We start from the raw sequence: 17,310 nt of genomic DNA, 5'->3' as shown, positions 1-17,310 counted from the left end.
GCCGGGGCTCAGGTCAGGAGCGGATCAGAAGATGCTCTTGAACTCGTCGATGTTGCTGGCGTCGTAGACGAAGGGATCGGCCATCGCGCCCTCGTTGTTGTCGTCGAGGGTCAGCTTGCCCATGCGGCCCATCGGGATCTCGGCGCCCGGGGCGGCCTCGGCGGCGCCGGTGGCCAGCTCGTAGGCGAGGTAGGTGGCCGAGTAGCCAAGGTCGATCGGGTTCCAGATGGCAAAGCTCTTCGACGCGCCGCTCTCGATCGCGCCGGCCATCTCGGACGGCAGGCCGAGCCCGGTCACGTTCACCTGCCCCACCTTGCCGGCGTCCTCGACGGCGCGGGCGGCGGCGACGATGCCCACCGAGGTCGGCGCGATGATCGCGTCGAGGTCCGGGTAGGTCTGCATCAGGCCCTGCGCCTCGCGGTAGGACTTGTCGGCGAGGTCATCACCGTAGACCGTGCCCACCACCTCGATGCCCGGGTAGTTGCCCATCACCTTGTTCATCTCGTCGATCCAGGTGTTCTGGTTCGTCGAGGTGGTGGTGGCCGAGAGCACCGCGACCTTGCCGCCCTCGGGCAGGTTGTCGGCGGCGAGCTTGATGATCATGTTGCCGATGAGCGGGTTGGACGAGGGGTTGAGGTGCAGCTGACGGCCCTCGGGGGCGACGCCGCTGTCCCAGGAGATCACGGTGATGCCGCGCTGCATCGCCTTCTTCAGCGCCGGCACCAGCGCGTCGGTGTCATTGGCCGAGACGGCGATGGCGTCGACGTTCTGCGCGATCAGCGAGTTGATGACCTCGATCTGGCCCTCGGCGGTGGTGTCGGTCGGGCCGGTGTAGATCACCTCGACATTGCCCAGCTCCTTGGCGGCTTCCTCGGCGCCCTTGGCGGCGGCCTCGAAGAAGCCGATGCCGAGCGCCTTGACCACCAGCGCGATGCGGACGTTGTCCTGCGCCTGTGCGGCACCGCCGGCCAGCATCACCGCGGCGAGCGCGCAGCCTCCGAAAAGTCTTCTCGTAATGCCCATGTTATCCTCCCTGAATGATGAGCGTTCACGTCTCTGAGCCGTGCGGTCAGCCCGCCCCGGCGTCCCTCGCCCGTCGCACCTGCGCCACGATCAGCCGGATCTCGGCTGCCTCCAGCATCGAGGCGGTGCGGTCGGAAATCCCGTCATCGGTGATGACGATGTCGATGCGCTCGAGCGGGCAGAGCACCAGGCTCGAGCGGTTGTCGAATTTCGAGCTGTCGACCAGCACGACCAGCTCGTCGGCCTGGTCGATGAGCTTTTCCTCGGCCTGGATCAGCAGCGGGTCGGCCTCCATCAGGCCGATCGGCCCCAGCGCATAGGCGCCCATGAACATGCGCTTGGCATAATAGTGCCGGGTCATGTCGTTGGCGAAGGGCGACAGAATGATGTTCTGCTCGCGGTAGAGCGCGCCGCCGGGCAGCATCACCGTGTTCTTGGAGTTCTTCAGCAGGTGCTCGGCGATCGGGAAGCTGTTGGTCAGCACCTGCAGCCGGCGGTTGGCCAGCGGGTGCACCATCTGGAAGGTGGTCGTCCCGCCGTTGATGATGATCGCCTCGCCGTCGTCGCAGAGCGCCACCGCCTCGCGGGCGATGGCCTGCTTCTGGTCGATGTTGATCGCCTGGTTCACCGCGAAGGGCCGGCCGGCGAGCCCCGGCAGCGGCGGCGGGGTCAGCGCCTCGGCGCCGCCGCGCACCCGGCGCAGACGCTTGGCGCCATGCAGCGTGGCGATGTCGCGCCGGATCGTCGCCTCGGAGGTGCCGGTCAGCGCAACGAGTTCGGAAACCGTCACGATCGGCCGCTCCTGGACGGCGGAAAGAATGATCCTGTGGCGTTCCGTTTCGTGCATCTGGTCCTCCCGTTCGGTCCAGATTGGACGAATCCCGATTCAAGTCAATCATGTTTTTTCATTTTCAATCATGCTGCACCGCCGCATGATTGGTTATGATCGTTTCTGGTTGACAGATCGCGGGTCCAGCCGCAGCTTTCACGGCGAGGAGGCGGCCATTCCGGACCGCGACAATGGAGGAACACCATGCTGACACGGGCCAAGGACCGCCTGCAAAATCTGTGGGATAGCGGCAAGGCCGCGGGGATGAGCGAGCCGGAGAAGCTGCTCTACCGGTCCAACCTTCTGGGGTCGGACAAGCGAATCACCAACTACGGCGGCGGCAACACTTCGGCCAAGGTCATGGAGCGCGATCCGCTCACCGGCGAGGCCGCCGAGGTGCTCTGGGTCAAGGGTTCGGGCGGCGACGTCGGCTCGATGAAGCTGGACGGGTTTTCGACCCTCTACATGGACAAGCTGCGCGCGCTGAAGGGTGTCTATCGCGGGCTGGAGTTCGAGGACGAGATGGTCGGCTACCTGCCGCACTGCACCTTCAACCTGAACCCGCGCGCCGCCTCCATCGACACGCCGCTGCACGCCTACGTCCCCCGCGCCCATGTCGACCACATGCACGCCGACGCGATCATCGCCATCGCCGCCTCGACCGAATCCAAGGCTCTGACACGGGAGATATTCGGCAGCCGCATTGGTTGGCTGCCCTGGAAGCGGCCCGGCTATGAACTGGGTCTCTGGCTCGAGAAATTCTGCCTCGAGAACCCCGAGGCCGACGGCGTCGTGCTCGAAAGCCACGGTCTCTTCACCTGGGGCGACACCGCCGAGAGCTGCTATGCCACCACCATCGAGATCATCAACGAGGCCATCGCCTGGCTCGAGGCGAAGACCGAGGGCAAGCCGGCCTTTGGCGGCGCCAAGCTGCAGAGCCTCGCCCCCGAGGGGCGGCGAGAGGTGGCGGCGGCGCTGATGCCGGCGATCCGCGGCATGGTCTCGGGCAACCAGCACATGGTCGGCCACTTCGACGACCAGGACGCGGTGCTCGACTTCGTGAACTCCCACGCGCTCGAGACGCTCGCGCCCATGGGCACCTCCTGCCCGGACCATTTCCTGCGCACCAAGATCGCGCCGCTGGTTGTCGATTTCGACCCGAACACGGCGGATCTCGAGGCCACGCTTGCGAGCCTCCCGGCGCAGATCGAGGCCTACCGCGACAGCTACGCCGCCTATTACGCGCGCTGCAAGCGACCCGACTCCCCTGCCCTGCGCGATCCTAACGCGGTGGTTTACCTCGTTCCCGGCGTCGGCATGATCACCTTTGCCAAGGACAAGGCCACCGCGCGCATCTCGGGAGAGTTCTACGTCAACGCGATCAACGTCATGCGCGGCGCCTCGGCGGTCAGCGAGTACCAGGGCCTGCCCGAGCAGGAAGCCTTCGACATCGAGTACTGGCTGCTCGAGGAGGCCAAGCTCCAGCGCATGCCCAAGCCCAAGTCGCTGGCCGGGCGCGTCGCGCTGGTCACCGGCGGCGGCGGCGGCATCGGCGCAGCGACGGCCGAGCGCCTGCTGCGCGAAGGCGCCTGCGTGGTGCTCGCCGACATCGACCTTGCCGCGGCCGAGAAGGTCGGCGAACGGCTCGCAAGTGTCTATTTTGGGGATGTCGTGCGTGCCGTCGCCGTGGACGTGACCCGCGAAGAGGCCGTCGCGCGGGCCTATGCAGAGACCGCGGTGGAGTTCGGCGGGGTCGACATCCTCGTGTCGAACGCGGGCATCGCCTCCTCTGCGCCGGTCGAGGAGACGTCGCTGGCGCTCTGGAGCCGCAACATGGACATCCTGTCGACCGGCTACTTCCTGGTCTCGCGCGAGGCTTTCGGCCTGCTGCGAAAGCAGGGGCTCGGCGGCTCGATCGTCTTCATAGGGTCGAAAAACGGCCTCGCGGCCTCGCCCAACGCCTCCGCCTACTGCACCGCCAAGGCCTCCGAGCTGCACCTCGCCCGCTGCCTCGCGCTGGAAGGCGCCGAGCTCGGCATCCGGGTCAACGTGGTGAACCCCGACGCGGTGCTGCGCGGCTCGCGCATCTGGGAAGGCGAATGGCTCGACCAGCGCGCCTCGACCTACGGCACCGACAAGGCGGGGCTCGAGGAGATGTACCGCAACCGCTCGATGCTGAAGCGCTCGGTGCTGCCCGAGGACATCGCCGAGGCGGCCTATTTCCTTGCCTCGGATCTCTCGGCCAAGTCCACCGGCAACATCCTCAACGTCGATGCGGGCAACAAGGAAGCCTTCACGCGATAAGTCTCTGTTCCGGCGGCGCGGGTCCCTCGCGCCGCCTTTTTCACGCCGCCCGCTCGAGGCGGCACGGGAGGATTTCATGATCGACAGCGAACTCATTGCCGCGCAGAACGCGGCGCGCGCCGAGGCGCTCCGGTTCGACTACGAGATGCTGGGCGCGCAACTTGCCCGCCGCGGCATCGATATCGACACTATAAAGCGCAAGGTCGGCTCTTACGGCGTCGCCGTGCCGAGCTGGGGCGTGGGCACCGGCGGCACCCGCTTCGCCCGTTTTCCCGGCGGTGGCGAGCCGCGCGGCATCTTCGACAAGCTCGACGATTGCGGCGTGATCCACCAGCTCACCGCCGCGACGCCCACCGTCTCGCTGCACATTCCCTGGGACAAAGAGGACCCCGCGGCGCTGCTGGAAAAGGCGGCGTCGCTCGGGCTTGGCTTCGACGCAATGAACTCGAACACCTTCCAGGACCAGCCGGGGCAGAAGCTCAGCTACAAGTACGGCTCGCTCTCGCACACCGATCCGGCGGTGCGGGCGCAGGCAGTCGAGCACAACCTCGAATGCATCGAAATCGGCTCGAAACTGGGCTCCAAAGCCCTGACGGTGTGGATCGGCGACGGCTCGAACTTCCCCGGCCAGACCGACCTGACCGCGCAGTTCGAGCGGTACCTTTCCTCCATGCAGGAGATCTACAAGGGCCTGCCCGGAGATTGGCGGCTCTTCTCCGAGCACAAGATGTTCGAGCCCGCCTTCTACTCCACCGTCGTGCAGGACTGGGGCACGAACTACCTGATCGCGAAAGAGCTCGGAGAGCGCGCCTTCTGCCTCGTCGACCTCGGCCACCACGCGCCCAACACCAATATCGAGATGATCGTGGCGCGGCTGATCCAGTTCGGAAAGCTCGGCGGTTTCCACTTCAACGACAGCAAGTACGGCGACGATGATCTCGACACCGGCAGCATTGACCCGTTCCGGCTCTTCCTCGTGTTCAACGAACTGGTGGCGGCCGAGGGCAAGGAAGGCTTCGCGCCGGCGCACATGCTCGACCAGTCGCACAACGTGACGGACCCGATCGAGAGCCTGATGTCGTCGGCGAACGAGGTGCGGCGCGCCTATGCGCAGGCCCTGCTGGTGGACCGCCAGGCGCTGAAAGGCTTCCAGGAGGAGAACGATGCGCTCATGGGTGCGGCGACGCTGAAGGCCGCTTACCGCATCGACGTCGAGCCGATCCTCGCCATGGCACGGCTTGAGGCCGGGGCGGCGATCGACCCTGTCGCGACCTACCGGGCGTCGGCCTATCGTGCCAAGGTCGCCTCGGAACGGCCGGAAGTGAGTGGCGCTGGCGGCGGGATCGTCTGATCTTCCGCAAATACCTGGCCCTGAGGCCAAAATCCCGTCCCGGCAGCGAAATCTGCCGGGATTTTTCTTTCCTTCTCATGCATTTAGAGGCGATTCGAAGCCGTTTTTTGGCCCGCAAACCCCTGATTCGCTGGGGTTTCAGGCCGAATCACCCCTGATTTCGGCAATTTCTGGCTTCTGATATTCCCTGAAGCGCTGAACCCGTCTCTGGACTCGAGGCGCCCACCCCGCGGCCAGCTGTGTCCTTTATCCTTGATGAAACGCTCAGAGCACAACCATACGCGACTCCCCTGCCCCGTCAGCTCCTTCGCGGATCGGGTCACTCTTTGTTTTACGGCTCGGTTGGAGGTCTAGGCGTTGCGCCGAGACAGCCATCTCGCCGAAAATCCTTGAGAGATGGATGTGAAACCAGCTTAGGCGCTTGCCCAGAGGCTGCGCGACTCTGGGTAACCCACGGGTTACCCAGAGTCGCGCTGAGGAGGGTTACGCGCACCCTGCCCCGCTACACTGCCACCTGAACAAGAGAGCGTTCCGCAGGCGTCTTATTTGACCTGATGGCCGAGTCTTCATTCGCGCCGCCGAACCGCGCTCCCCTTCCCCACCGTTAACGCAGACCGCCTCCTCACGACCCGCGAGCATCGGGCCATCAGGCACACCAGTCCTCCCCTAAGCAAAAGGCCGGTAACCCATGGGTTACCGGCCTTGCGCCCTTTGTTTTCTGGCCGGGTTACCGTCACCCGTCCCGTAACCCGCGGGTTACCCGTCGCGCAGAGCGGCCTCGAACGCCTCCACCGCGCGCTGCAGGCGCTTGCGGTCCACCGAGGAGAAATCGATCTCCGAGAGGATCCGGCACTCGCCCTTGCGCGCGGTGACCTTGGACAGGCCGACATGGAATTCGTATTTCACGCTGCGCTGGCGCGGCGTGTCCTGCGCCTTGCTCTCGGCACGGTCCGCCGCCTGGACGAACTTTTTCAGGATCTCGGACTGTTCCTCGGCCGAATTCACCGTCGAAAGCACCGAACGCAGCGCCCCTGCCCGCTCCGGCGCGGCCTGGAGCTTGCGCGCCACGTCGACACCGAGATTGCGCGATACCGCCTTTGGATACGGCAGCGCCTCCTCGAGTTGTTCGAGAAGGTAGACGAAACTGCGGATATAGGAGCGTTTCATCTTGTGCAGCGAGGCATAGATGCGGCCGACGAGTTCCTCCGCGCCCATCCCGTCAAGCCCGGTGTCCTGCGCGGCGGTGATCGCGACCTGCGCCATCTCGGCAAAGCTCAGGTCCTCGCGGATCACGTTCTCCTCGACCATGTCGATATAGAGGTCGATCCGCGTGCCCGCTTCCTCGGCAACCCGCGCGATTGCCTTGCCAAAGCGCACGTCACCCGTTTCCGTCAGCAGCTGCTGCAGCGCGGTCACGCGGCGCCAGCCCTTCTTCAGCTGGTAGCCGCCCTCGGTCCGATAGACCTCGATCGGCTCCTTCTGCCCACGCTCGCGGATCGAGGCCTTGAGTTCCTCCATCTCGTCCGAGGTCGCCACGGCGCTGAGGTCGAGACGGTCGCGCGGCAGGTCGTCGGTGCGGATGTCCTCGAGCGGGATCGCGACGAGCACGCGGCCTTCTTCCCGGGCCTCGCGATAGGCCTTGGCATCGGTGGCGTTCTGGCGGCGCTGCTCGACGAGGTTCTCGGTACTCTCGGTCAGGCTGCTCGCCGCCTCGCGCACAGCGGCGCCCATCGGACCCACGTCGCGGCGGCGCGGCTTGACCTCGGCGGTCTCGATCGGGCCGAAGCCGAACTTGTTCTTGCTGCTCATGCCTCAACCTCCTCCTTCGCGTTCTTGGCTTCCCAGGCGCGCAGCACCACCTCCTTGAACTCGTCATAGGCGGCGTCGAAGCTCTGGCGCGCCCGCTTCCAGGTCTCGCGGGTCATCTGGCGGTAGTCCTGTTCATAGACCGACTGCTGGAAGCGGCCCGACTGCTCGACCGCGCGGGTCATCTCGATGGCGTGCCGGCAGACGTCCGCGCCGAAGACATTGCGGAAGGCGTCCATCATCGCGACGTGCAGCGGGTTCGACTGCTCGAAGCGGGTCATCAGGAGCCGCACGTCGTCGAAGCGCTTGGGCAGGCGGATGCCGGCGTCCTCGGCGACCTTGGCGAAACCGTCCGAGATGTCCTCGAGCGCGTCGCCGAGCTGACCGAGGAAGCTCGTGGTCGAGTCGTATTCCCAGTAGCCCGGGCCCGAGGGGATATAGAGGATGTCCGCCGCGAAGGCCGCGTTCAGCGACTGGTAGCCGATCGCCGGCGGGCAGTCGAAGATGATCAGGTCGTACTGGTCCTGCGGCAGCTCGTCGAGGTAGCGCGACACGCAGCCGAAGAAGCTCCAGGCCTTGTGCATGGCGCGGTACTGGGCCGAGGCGAACTCGACGAAGGCGGCGTTGGCACAGGAGGGGATGATGTCGATGGTCGGCCAGGCGGTCTTCTGGATGAAGTCCTGGATGCGCTGCGCGCCGATCGACTGCACGTCCTCGGGCAGCTCGTCGGCGGTGGGGTAGGGGCAGTCCGCCGGGTCGTCATAGGCGGCGGCGATGCGGTCGGCCTCGCGGCAAAGGTCGCGGCACATGATGCCCCAGACCGTGTTCCACTCCTTCACCTCGACGAGGCCCATCGAGTGGGTCATCGTGGCCTGGGGGTCGAAGTCGATCACGAGAACGCGATAGCCGTCGAGCGCCGCGGCATTGGCGAGGTGCTGGGCCACGACGGTCTTGCCGACGCCGCCCTTGAAGTTGGACACCGCCACGCGCATCGCGCGGCCGGCCGGCCGGTGGGGCAGGAGCGGCTTGCCGCGGAAGCGCAGGCGCCGGCGCAGCTCGTTGATCTCCTGCAGCGAGAACCAGCGCTGGCGCCCGTCCTCCTCGACCGAGCCCTGCGGCAGCGAGGGATCGTCGGCCAGTTTCTTGCGCAGCGTGTCCGCCGGCACGTCGAACATGAAGTGGCTGATCTCCCAGATGGAGAAGGGCCGCAGGATCTTTTCCTCTGCCGGGGAGAAGGTCGCGCGGCGCACCGCAGCCTGCTGTGCGAGGCTGCGCTCGTTCATGGATTGAAGGTCGGAATGGTCTCTCATGGGCCTGCTCGTGTTTTCTCTCACTGGCCATTCAATAACGCGAATTGCGGAAAGGGCAAAACCCCAAGTTCGAGTTTCTCGTTTTTTCGCGAAGTTTTTCAGGATTACGGGATTTCTGCGGCGGGTCCGACACGGATTTCGTGACAGCCCTGGGGCCAAAACGGTGGATAAGGTGACAAACACCCCCTAAAATGGTGTCATCAATGCTGTCACCCATTACCAATGAACCGATTTTTTCCAAATGAATTTGGATTAGGGTTCCCGTCCCGTCTTTCTGCCCACATTGACAAATGACGGGAAAATCGAGCAGTGTGGAAGCCAACGGGGAATCGGCCAATGCAGCCGTCCCTGACCGAGCGGCAGAGCAGACGATCATGGACTTCAAACGATTTACGGGACCTCAGGCAGGCTCCCAGAAATACGACCTGTTGACGGCCCTGGCCCTTGCCGGGCTGAATGGATCGCCCGGAGTCCAGACTTCGATGCTGCGGCTCGTGGCCCTGGTGACGGCGCGTTACAACTGGCGCACAGACGAGCTGACGGTCGGCCAGCGCGAGATGGCGCGGCTCTGGTCGGTCGACGAACGCACGGTGAAACGCGAGATCAAGCGGCTGACCAAGGCCGAGATCCTGCTGCAATTGCGGCCCGGTGTGCGGGGCAGGGTGGCTGCCTACCGGCTCAACTACGCCGAGGTCTACCGGCTGAGCGCGCCGCATTGGGAAAACGTCGGCCCGGATTTCTCGGCCCGCATGGAGGTGCAGACCCCCGAGAGCACGCCGGCCGAGGAAAAGGTCGTCCGCGTCGATTTCGGGGCCCGCGCGGCGGAAGCGCCCGCGCCGCAGCCGCAGGCCAGCGAGGCCGGACCCTGGCCGCGCACGCTTGCACGGCTCGCGCAGACCGAGCCCGGCCTGCATCGCAGCTGGTTCTCGGGGCTGGCCTTCGACAGTTTCGAGCAGGGGCTGCTGATGCTGAAGGCGCCCTCCGCCTTTGCCGCGCAATACGTGCTGACCCACCATCTGCGGCCGCTCCAGGGCATGGCCGCGCAGGAATTCCAAGGGTTGCGCCGCATCGAGATCACCGGCTGAGCCGTTCTTCCCGGCCCGGGACCGGCGGGGGATACGGGGCAGGCCGACCTTGACCGCGATCAGCTGAGCGCCATATACATATCACCTGACACCCAAGCGCCGGAGGCAGATTCCATGCAGACGCTGCAGAAACGGCCCACCGAGGCCCTGCGCATCGCCGATCTTCTCGGCCTTGCCGGCGGGGCCATCGACCGGCTCGGCATCGCCGAGCAGGTGGCGCACGGGCTTCCGGCGGACAGCGCCACGCGGGTGCATGACCGGCTCGGCGCGGCGCGGTTCTTCCGCATCCTGCCCGAGGCGACCTATCGGCGCGTGCGCCGGCAGGGCAAGCCGCTCAGCCGGGAAACCAGTGAAAAGCTTTACGAATTCGCCCGCGTCTACGAGCTCGCGCTGCGCCTCTACCGCGGCGATCACGAGCGCTGCATGGCCTTTCTCGAGGCCCCGCACCCGATGCTCGGGGGCCGCGCGGCGCTTGATCTCGCCACCTCCAGCTCGGCCGGGGCGGACGCGGTGATCGACCTTCTGCACCGGGCCGAGTCGGGCTTCGCCGCCTGATGACCCACCGCCGCTTCGACGCCGAGCGCCGCGCCTGGCGCATCGGCGATCCCGAGGGGCGGTATCCGATCTGGTCCGAGGGCGGCGCGCTGCGCTACGGCGGGCGCTGGCACATGGCCGGGGATCCGGTGATCTACGCCTCCGAGCATTTCTCGACCGCCATGCTCGAGAAGCTGGTGCATTTCGCCGGGATCCTGCCCGAGGGCCAGCACGCGCTCGAGATCACCATTCCCGCGGGCGTAAGCTACGAGGTCTTTGCCGACCACCTCGCGCCGGGCTGGCAGCAGTCCGGCGATCCGGGGGCCGCCGCCTTCGGCCACGCATGGGTGGAAGAGCGGCGCTCTGCCGTGCTTGTCGTGCCGAGCGCCGTCGCGCCGGTGGAGCGCAACTTCCTCTTCAATGCGGCGCACCCGGACTTCGCGCGGATCCGTCCGGGGCTGGAGACGCCCATCGCCTGGGACGCCCGGCTCTTCTCGCGCGGATGACCCGCACCGCCGCCGGATCTGAGTCGGGCGCGCCCGCGCGTCTCCGTGGGGACATGCGCCGCAAGACCATGATTTCACTTATTTTCATCGGAGCCGGCGAAGCGCCTCACAGGACGCTTTACAATAGTAATAAAGTAATACTTAATGATCTACGGACCTGAGGAGAGGTCCGAGGGAGGACATCATGAACATTCTTAAAAGCTTGCTCGCAAGCGCCGCTATCCTTGTGCCCGCCATGGCGCTGGCCGGGGGCGAGACCGTCGGTTTCAGCCAGATCGGCTCGGAATCCGGCTGGCGTGCCGCCGAGACCACGGTCACCAAGCAACAGGCCGAGGCCCGCGGCATCAACCTGAAATTCGCCGACGCGCAACAGAAGCAGGAGAACCAGATCAAGGCGATCCGTGGCTTCATCGCGCAGGGCGTCGACGCGATCCTGCTCGCGCCCGTGGTCGCCACCGGCTGGGACGAGGTGCTGGAAGAGGCCAAGGACGCCAACATCCCGGTGATCCTGCTCGACCGCAACATCGACGCGCCGGAAGATCTCTACATGACCGCCGTCACCTCCGACCAGGTGCACGAGGGCATGGTGGCCGGCAACTGGCTGAAGGAAGCGGTTGCGGGCAAGGACTGCCCGGTGGTCGAGCTGCAGGGCACCACGGGCTCGTCCCCGGCGATCGCCCGCAAGAAGGGCTTCGAGGAAGCCATCGCGGACGCGCCGAACATCAAGATCACCCGCAGCCAGACCGGCGACTTCACCCGCGCGCAGGGCAAGGTGGTGATGGAGAGCTTCCTCAAGTCCGAGGGCGGCGCCAATATCTGCGCGCTCTACGCGCATAACGACGACATGGCCGTGGGCGCGATCCAGGCGATCAAGGAAGCCGGCCTGAAGCCGGGCGAGGACATCAAGATCGTGTCGATCGACTCGGTGCCCGACATCCACCTCGCGATGAAGGCCGGCGAGGCCAACGCGACGGTCGAGCTGACGCCGAACATGGCGGGCCCGGCCTTTGACGTGCTCGAAGCCTACTGGAAGGACGGCACCATGCCGGCCAAGTGGATCCAGACCGAATCCAAGCTCTACACCAGCGCCGACGACAACGCGGCCATTTACGAGAGCAAGAAGGATCTCGGATACTGACGCTGCGCGGCGGGGGCACCGCTTCCGCCACGGGCGCCTTCCGGAGCTTCCGGGAGGCGCAGAACCCTGTCCAGGGGAGGGGACTTCGGGATGGCTCAGCCAGAACCGGTGCTGCACGCGCGCGGCATCAGCAAATTCTTTCCGGGCGCCATCGCGCTCGATGACGTCGAGCTGGCGCTCTATCCCGGCGAGGTGCACGCGCTCCTGGGCGAGAACGGCGCAGGGAAATCCACGCTGATCAAGTGCCTGACCGGCGCCTACAGCCGCGACGGCGGCACCATCACCCTTGGCGGAGCCGAGATAGACCCGCGCGATCCCCTGGGCAGCCAGGCGCTCGGCATCGGCACCGTCTACCAGGAGGTGAACCTCCTGCCCAACCTCACGGTGGCCGAGAACCTCTTTCTGGGGCGCCAGCCGATGCGCTGGGGCATGGTGGATCACCGCCGGATGAAGGCCGACTCGCGCCGCATCCTGCGCGACTACGGGCTCGAGATCGACCCGGCCCGGCTGCTGTCGAGCTATTCGATCGCCATCCAGCAGATCGTCGCCATCGCCCGTGCCGTCGAGCTTTCCGGCAAGGTGCTGATCCTCGACGAGCCCACCGCCAGCCTCGACCACGACGAGGTGCAGCTGCTCTTCTCGGTGATCGAGCGGCTGAAGGGCAGGGGGCTCGCCATCGTCTTCATCACCCATTTCCTCGACCAGGTCTTTGCCATCTCGGACCGCGCCACGATCCTGCGCAACGGCCGGGTGGTGGGCACGCGGCGGCTGGCCGACGCGACGCAGACCGAGATCGTGACGCTGATGCTGGGCCGCGCGCTCGAGGCCGCGACGCATCACCGCGCGCAGTCCGAACCGGGCGAGTTGCTGCTCTCGCTGAAGGGATACGGCAAGCGCGGCAGCATCGAGCCCTTCGACATGGACATCCGCGAGGGCGAGGTCGTCGGCCTTGCCGGGCTGCTCGGCTCGGGCCGCAGCGAGACGCTGGGCGTGGTCTTCGGCGTCGTTGCCGCCGATCAGGGCACGGCGGCGCTGCGCGGCAAGCCGCTGCGCATCACGAGCCCGCGCGAGGCGATCCGCAACCGCTTCGCGCTCTGCCCCGAGGACCGCAAGACCGACGGCATCGTCGGCGATCTGTCGGTCCGCGAGAACATCATCCTGTCGCTGCAGGCGCGGCAGGGCTGGCACCGGCCGATCCCGCGCGCGCGGGCCGAGGAGATCGCCCAGCACTATGTCAAGGCGCTCGACATCCGCCTCGCCTCGCTCGACATGCCGATCCGGCTGCTCTCGGGCGGCAACCAGCAGAAGGCGCTGCTGGCGCGCTGGCTGGCGACCGAGCCCGAGCTCTTGATCCTCGACGAGCCGACGCGCGGCATCGACGTCGGCGCCCATGCCGAGATCATCGCGCTGATCGAGGAGCTGCGCCGCAAGGGCATGGCGCTGATCGTCGCCTCGTCGGAAATGGAGGAACTGGTGGCCTATTCCAGTCGCATCGTCGTGCTGCGCGACCGCCGACAGGTGGGCGAGCTGACCGGCCATGAGATCTCGACCAAGGCCATCGTCGAGGCCATCGCGGCGGAGGACGCGGCATGATGAAATCCACGCTGAAACGGGTGATGCCGCAGATCGTCATCCTCGCGCTGGTGCTGGCGGCGAACTTCCTCGTCTTCCCGGGCTTCTTCCATGTCGAGTTCCAGCACGGGCGGCTCTTCGGCAACCTCATCGACGTGTTGAATCGCGGCGCGCCGACGGCGCTGCTGGCCACCGGCATGACGCTGGTCATCGCCACGCGCGGCATCGACCTTTCGGTCGGCGCGGTCATGGCGATCGCCGGGGCGGTCGCGGCAAGCGCCGTGGTCGGTGGCGCGCACTGGACGCTGGCGGTGCTCATGGCGCTCTGCGCCGGGGCGGCCTGTGGGCTCTGGAACGGGCTTCTGGTCGCGGTCTTCCGCATCCAGCCCATCGTCGCCACGCTGGTGCTGATGGTGGCCGGGCGCGGCATCGCGCAGCTGCTGACCGAGGGCGCGATCCTCACCTTCAACGACCCCGGTCTCATCCGGCTCGGCGCGGGCACCATCGCCGCCGTGCCGACGCCGATCTGGATCTGGATCGCCGTGGCCTGCCTCACCGGCTTCGTCATCCGCCGCACCGCGCTTGGCCTGCTGATCGAGGCGGTGGGGATCAACGAGACCTCCTCGCGCCTCGCCGGGATCAACTCGCGGGTGCTGCTGCTGGCGGTCTACCTCGTCTCGGGGCTCTGCGCGGCGCTGGCCGGGGTCATCGTCGCCGCCGACATCAAGGGCGCGGATGCCAACAACGCCGGGCTCTGGATGGAGCTCGACGCCATCCTCGCCGTGGTCATCGGGGGCAACTCGCTGCTCGGCGGGCGGTTCTCGATCACCGCCTCGCTGCTCGGCGCGCTGATCATCCAGAGTGTGAACGCGCTGATCCTGCTCTCGGGCATGCCGGTCGAATTCAACCTCGTCATCAAGGCGCTGATCATCATCGCCATCCTCGTCATCCAGAGCCCGCGCGTGCGCCACAGCCTCTACCTGCTGCGCGCCTCGACGGGCCCCGTCCTGCGCGAGCGCCCGGCCCGGACCACGCCGCGGACCCGTCCTGAGGAGGGCCAGTCATGAGCCAGTCCACCAAGCTTCCGCTCTACATCACCCTTGCCACCTTCGTGCTGGCCTTCGTGCTCTGCGCGGCGCAGTTCCCGGCCATGGCCTCGACGCGGGTGGTGGCGAACCTGCTGACCGACAACGCCTTCCTGGGCATCACCGCGGTCGGCATGACCTTCGTGATCCTGTCGGGCGGCATCGACCTCTCGGTCGGCTCGGTGATCGCCTTCACCGGGGTGTTCCTGGCGGTGATCCTGCGCGACACGTCCATTCACCCGCTGGTCGCCTTCGCGCTGGTGCTGGTGATCACCACGGGCTTCGGCGCGGCGATGGGCGGGATCATCCATTACCTCGAGATGCCGCCCTTCATCGTCACGCTCGCGGGCATGTTCCTGATGCGCGGGCTTGCCTACGTGCTGTCGACCGACTCCGTGCCGATCACCCACGAGTTCTACGACTGGCTGCAGTCGCTCTACTGGAAGGCCCCGGGCGGCGGACGGTTCCGCATCACCGGCGGGCTCATGCTGCTGACCTACCTCGCCGCCATGATCGCCCTGCACCGCACGCGCTTCGGCCAGAACGTCTATGCGATCGGCGGCTCGGCGCAGACGGCGCAGCTGATGGGCGTGCCGCGGGCGCGCACCACGATCGGCATCTACGCGGTGTCGGGTGGTCTGGCCGGGCTCGCGGGGATCGTCTACACGCTCTACACCTCGGCGGGCTACTCGCTGGCGACGGTCGGGGTCGAGCTCGACGCCATCGCCGCGGTGGTCATCGGCGGGACGCTCCTCAGCGGTGGCAGCGGATTTGTCGCGGGCACTTTCTTTGGCATTCTGATCATGGGGCTGATACAGACATACATCGTCTTCGACGGCACGCTTTCGAGCTGGTGGACGAAGATCGTGATCGGGGGCCTGCTCTTCGCCTTCATCATGCTGCAAAAGGGTTTGGGTTGGGCAACGACGGCGCGCATAAGGCTTCTGACCGCATCAGACGCGCGATCATGACATTGACGGCGGGCGGCGGTTTCACCGACCGCGCCCAGAGCCACACCACCCACGTGGTGGACCAGCTGGGGCTGGCCATCGTCGCCGGAGAATATCCCGAGCGCGCGATGATCCCGCTCGACCCCGACCTCGAGGAGATGTTCGGCGTTTCCCGCACGGTGATCCGCGAGGCGAAGAAGACGCTGATCGCCAAAGGCATGCTCGCCTCCAAGGCCAAGGTCGGCACGCGGGTGCAGCCCTCGTCCGAGTGGAACATGTTCGACCCGGACGTGCTGCGCTGGCATTCCGAGCAGAAGACCCCGGGCCGTTTCGTCGCCGACCTCAACGAGATCCGGCTGATCATCGAACCCTCGGCGGCGGCGCTGGTGGCCGAGCGGGCGGGGCCCGAGGAACACGCGCGGCTCGAGGCGAGCTGCGAGGCGCTGGCGCAGGCCGGCAGCCGCACCGCCTTTGCCATGGCCGACCTCGAGTTCCACAAGCTGATCCTGCACCTTTCCGACAACCGCTTCCTGCAGTCGCTGGGCGATCTGGTGCAGGCGGCGCTCTACTCGCAGCTCATCGCCGAGGCCGAGGAGGCGCGCGAGCCGGGAGACCTCGCCCGCAGCGTCGAGAAGCACCGGGCCATCGTCGACGCGATCCGCGCCGGGATGCCCGAGCGCGCCCGCGCCTGCATGGAAAAGGTGGTCATGGACGCCCCGGCCGGGGGCGTGCGCCGGGCGGGATAACCGCGCCGAGATAAATTCCCGGATTCGGGAAATCACTCAGAAACTGCGGATGCTCTCCTGCACCATGGCCAGCAGCCGCTCGGCCGCCTTCGAGATGTGCCGCCCACGCGCCTGGATGATCAGGTAGGGCTCGACGGTCACCAGCCGGTTCAGCTGCAGCCGCCGCAGGTCCGCCGAGACCGGCGGCTCGAGCATGAGGTCGATCACCTCCTGCGACATCGGTGCGACGGCGTCGGAATCCTTCAAGAGCGCGATGATCGCCAGCAGCGAGGAGGTGGTGATGACGTCGGGGGGCGGGCTCATGCCCTCGTCGTGGAAGGCCGTCTCGATCGCCGCGCGGATCGGCGCGCCGCGCTGCTGCAGGATCCAGCGCGTGCCATGCAGGTCGGCAATGGCGACCGGGCTCTGCCCCAGCATCGGGTGCCCCTCGCGCACCAGCAGCTGCACGATCTCGTCGCGCGCGGGCTCGAGGATGAAGTCGCGCTCGTCGAACTGCGGCGGCAGGCGGGCGAGGGCGAAATCGAGCTCGCCCCGCTCCAGCGCCTGCACCAGCGCGACCGAGGGGGCGACCTCGATCGAGATGTCCATCGACCTGGCCCGTGCCTTCAGCCGCTGCACCTGAGGCACCAGCTGGCCGAGCGCCGGGCCGGTGACCGCACCGACGCGCACCGTGCCGCCAAGCCCCGAGTGCAGGTCGGCGAAATCCTCGGCCATGCGGCGCAGGTCATGCTCGATCCGCCGCGCGTGCTGGGCCAGCAGCGCGCCGGTGGGCGTCGGCTCCATCCCCTTGGGGGTGCGCTGGAACAGCCGCGCGCCGATGCTGCGCTCGAGCTCGGCCAGCATCCGCGACGCGCCGGGCTGGGTCATCCGGCAGGAGGCGGCGGCGACCTGCAACTGCCCGTGCTCGGCGATGGCGGCGATGAGGCGGATTTGCGCGGGGCGCAGGTTCTGCAGGAGATCGGACATCACACATACCAGTCGCGTTATGCAGATAACCAATAATGGTATTTGTTCGGTATGTCACGATTAAGTAGGACTTTTGGCGTCCCCACAGGGGAACAGCGGGGTGCG

General features: G+C 66.8%; 15 protein-coding genes. 10 read left to right on the top strand and 5 right to left on the bottom strand.

The genetic code is table 11. From position 1 onward, the window contains the following. Nucleotides 1-24: 24 nt before the first annotated feature. Both rhaS and PVT71_RS18705 read right to left on the bottom strand, forming a co-directional pair. The gene (rhaS, locus tag PVT71_RS18710; protein ID WP_353473956.1) at nucleotides 25-1,023 is read right to left on the bottom strand and encodes a rhamnose ABC transporter substrate-binding protein; all 999 of its coding nucleotides are present in this window, start codon (nucleotides 1,021-1,023) and stop codon (nucleotides 25-27) included. A 46-nt stretch (nucleotides 1,024-1,069) separates the two neighbouring features. Next, nucleotides 1,070-1,870 carry a DeoR/GlpR family DNA-binding transcription regulator gene (locus PVT71_RS18705; RefSeq protein ID WP_353473955.1) on the bottom strand — a complete coding sequence of 267 codons (801 nt, stop codon included), beginning with the start codon at nucleotides 1,868-1,870 and terminating at the stop codon, nucleotides 1,070-1,072. A gap of 186 nt (nucleotides 1,871-2,056) precedes the next feature. Between PVT71_RS18705 and PVT71_RS18700 the strand changes: the two genes are divergently transcribed. Beyond that, nucleotides 2,057-4,156, top strand: a complete 2,100-nt coding sequence (locus tag PVT71_RS18700) for a bifunctional rhamnulose-1-phosphate aldolase/short-chain dehydrogenase (RefSeq protein ID WP_353473954.1) — start codon at nucleotides 2,057-2,059, stop codon at nucleotides 4,154-4,156. Nucleotides 4,157-4,232: 76 nt separating this feature from the next. After that, entirely contained in the window at nucleotides 4,233-5,507 is a 1,275-nt protein-coding gene (rhaI, locus tag PVT71_RS18695) for an L-rhamnose catabolism isomerase (RefSeq protein WP_353473953.1), read from the top strand. Between the two features lie 756 nt (nucleotides 5,508-6,263). Here the strand turns inward: rhaI and PVT71_RS18690 are convergent. Then, on the bottom strand, nucleotides 6,264-7,316 hold the full coding sequence (locus PVT71_RS18690) for a ParB N-terminal domain-containing protein (protein ID WP_353473952.1): 1,053 nt from the start codon (nucleotides 7,314-7,316) through the stop codon (nucleotides 6,264-6,266). Further along, nucleotides 7,313-8,623: an AAA family ATPase gene (locus PVT71_RS18685; RefSeq protein WP_353473951.1), complete on the bottom strand. Its 1,311-nt coding sequence runs from the start codon at nucleotides 8,621-8,623 to the stop codon at nucleotides 7,313-7,315. Before PVT71_RS18685 ends, PVT71_RS18690 begins: the two co-directional genes overlap by 4 nt. 482 nt (nucleotides 8,624-9,105) lie before the next feature. On the opposite strand from PVT71_RS18685, the gene PVT71_RS18680 reads away from it, so the two are divergent. The 8 genes from PVT71_RS18680 (at nucleotide 9,106) to PVT71_RS18645 (ending at nucleotide 16,239) form a co-directional block, all read left to right on the top strand. Further along, nucleotides 9,106-9,708: a hypothetical protein gene (locus PVT71_RS18680; RefSeq protein WP_353473950.1), complete on the top strand. Its 603-nt coding sequence runs from the start codon at nucleotides 9,106-9,108 to the stop codon at nucleotides 9,706-9,708. A gap of 114 nt (nucleotides 9,709-9,822) precedes the next feature. Next, nucleotides 9,823-10,263: an antitoxin Xre/MbcA/ParS toxin-binding domain-containing protein gene (locus PVT71_RS18675; RefSeq protein WP_353473949.1), complete on the top strand. Its 441-nt coding sequence runs from the start codon at nucleotides 9,823-9,825 to the stop codon at nucleotides 10,261-10,263. Further along, nucleotides 10,263-10,748 carry an RES domain-containing protein gene (locus tag PVT71_RS18670; RefSeq protein ID WP_353473948.1) on the top strand — a complete coding sequence of 162 codons (486 nt, stop codon included), beginning with the start codon at nucleotides 10,263-10,265 and terminating at the stop codon, nucleotides 10,746-10,748. Before PVT71_RS18675 ends, PVT71_RS18670 begins: the two co-directional genes overlap by 1 nt. Before the next feature lie 184 nt (nucleotides 10,749-10,932). Further along, a complete protein-coding gene (gene ytfQ, locus PVT71_RS18665) occupies nucleotides 10,933-11,886 on the top strand; it encodes a galactofuranose ABC transporter, galactofuranose-binding protein YtfQ (protein ID WP_353473947.1) in 954 nt (317 codons plus the stop codon). Nucleotides 11,887-11,976: 90 nt separating this feature from the next. Further along, a complete protein-coding gene (locus PVT71_RS18660; RefSeq protein ID WP_353473946.1) occupies nucleotides 11,977-13,479 on the top strand; it encodes a sugar ABC transporter ATP-binding protein in 1,503 nt (500 codons plus the stop codon). Next, a complete protein-coding gene (locus PVT71_RS18655; RefSeq protein WP_353473945.1) occupies nucleotides 13,476-14,525 on the top strand; it encodes an ABC transporter permease in 1,050 nt (349 codons plus the stop codon). The genes PVT71_RS18660 and PVT71_RS18655 overlap by 4 nt, the downstream gene beginning before the upstream one ends. Next, nucleotides 14,522-15,514, top strand: coding sequence for a galactofuranose ABC transporter, permease protein YjfF (yjfF, locus tag PVT71_RS18650; protein WP_353473944.1), 993 nt, complete (start codon nucleotides 14,522-14,524; stop codon nucleotides 15,512-15,514). The genes PVT71_RS18655 and yjfF overlap by 4 nt, the downstream gene beginning before the upstream one ends. Beyond that, nucleotides 15,511-16,239, top strand: a complete 729-nt coding sequence (locus PVT71_RS18645) for a FadR/GntR family transcriptional regulator (RefSeq protein ID WP_353473943.1) — start codon at nucleotides 15,511-15,513, stop codon at nucleotides 16,237-16,239. The genes yjfF and PVT71_RS18645 overlap by 4 nt, the downstream gene beginning before the upstream one ends. A 36-nt stretch (nucleotides 16,240-16,275) precedes the next feature. Here the strand turns inward: PVT71_RS18645 and PVT71_RS18640 are convergent, their stop codons facing one another. Then, entirely contained in the window at nucleotides 16,276-17,205 is a 930-nt protein-coding gene (locus PVT71_RS18640; RefSeq protein WP_353473942.1) for a LysR family transcriptional regulator, read from the bottom strand. Nucleotides 17,206-17,310 lie beyond the last annotated feature (105 nt).

This window comes from Salipiger sp. H15, from assembly GCF_040409955.1.
Classification (GTDB): domain Bacteria; phylum Pseudomonadota; class Alphaproteobacteria; order Rhodobacterales; family Rhodobacteraceae; genus Salipiger.
The sequence above is the reverse complement of the archived record's forward strand: the minus strand, read 5'-3'. Positions and strand labels throughout refer to the sequence as shown.

Bases quoted from the DNA above. Each gene is read 5' to 3' on its own strand.
- ytfQ (WP_353473947.1), top strand. From the start codon at position 10,933: ATGAACATTCTTAAAAGCTTGCTCGCAAGCGCCGCTATCCTTGTGCCC.
- PVT71_RS18700 (WP_353473954.1), top strand. From the start codon at position 2,057: ATGCTGACACGGGCCAAGGACCGCCTGCAAAATCTGTGGGATAGCGGC.
- PVT71_RS18670 (WP_353473948.1), top strand. From the start codon at position 10,263: ATGACCCACCGCCGCTTCGACGCCGAGCGCCGCGCCTGGCGCATCGGC.
- PVT71_RS18655 (WP_353473945.1), top strand. From the start codon at position 13,476: ATGATGAAATCCACGCTGAAACGGGTGATGCCGCAGATCGTCATCCTC.
- rhaI (WP_353473953.1), top strand. From the start codon at position 4,233: ATGATCGACAGCGAACTCATTGCCGCGCAGAACGCGGCGCGCGCCGAG.
- PVT71_RS18675 (WP_353473949.1), top strand. From the start codon at position 9,823: ATGCAGACGCTGCAGAAACGGCCCACCGAGGCCCTGCGCATCGCCGAT.
- PVT71_RS18640 (WP_353473942.1), bottom strand. From the start codon at position 17,205: ATGTCCGATCTCCTGCAGAACCTGCGCCCCGCGCAAATCCGCCTCATC.
- rhaS (WP_353473956.1), bottom strand. From the start codon at position 1,023: ATGGGCATTACGAGAAGACTTTTCGGAGGCTGCGCGCTCGCCGCGGTG.
- PVT71_RS18685 (WP_353473951.1), bottom strand. From the start codon at position 8,623: ATGAGAGACCATTCCGACCTTCAATCCATGAACGAGCGCAGCCTCGCA.
- PVT71_RS18660 (WP_353473946.1), top strand. From the start codon at position 11,977: ATGGCTCAGCCAGAACCGGTGCTGCACGCGCGCGGCATCAGCAAATTC.
- PVT71_RS18705 (WP_353473955.1), bottom strand. From the start codon at position 1,870: ATGCACGAAACGGAACGCCACAGGATCATTCTTTCCGCCGTCCAGGAG.
- yjfF (WP_353473944.1), top strand. From the start codon at position 14,522: ATGAGCCAGTCCACCAAGCTTCCGCTCTACATCACCCTTGCCACCTTC.
- PVT71_RS18645 (WP_353473943.1), top strand. From the start codon at position 15,511: ATGACATTGACGGCGGGCGGCGGTTTCACCGACCGCGCCCAGAGCCAC.
- PVT71_RS18690 (WP_353473952.1), bottom strand. From the start codon at position 7,316: ATGAGCAGCAAGAACAAGTTCGGCTTCGGCCCGATCGAGACCGCCGAG.
- PVT71_RS18680 (WP_353473950.1), top strand. From the start codon at position 9,106: ATGCTGCGGCTCGTGGCCCTGGTGACGGCGCGTTACAACTGGCGCACA.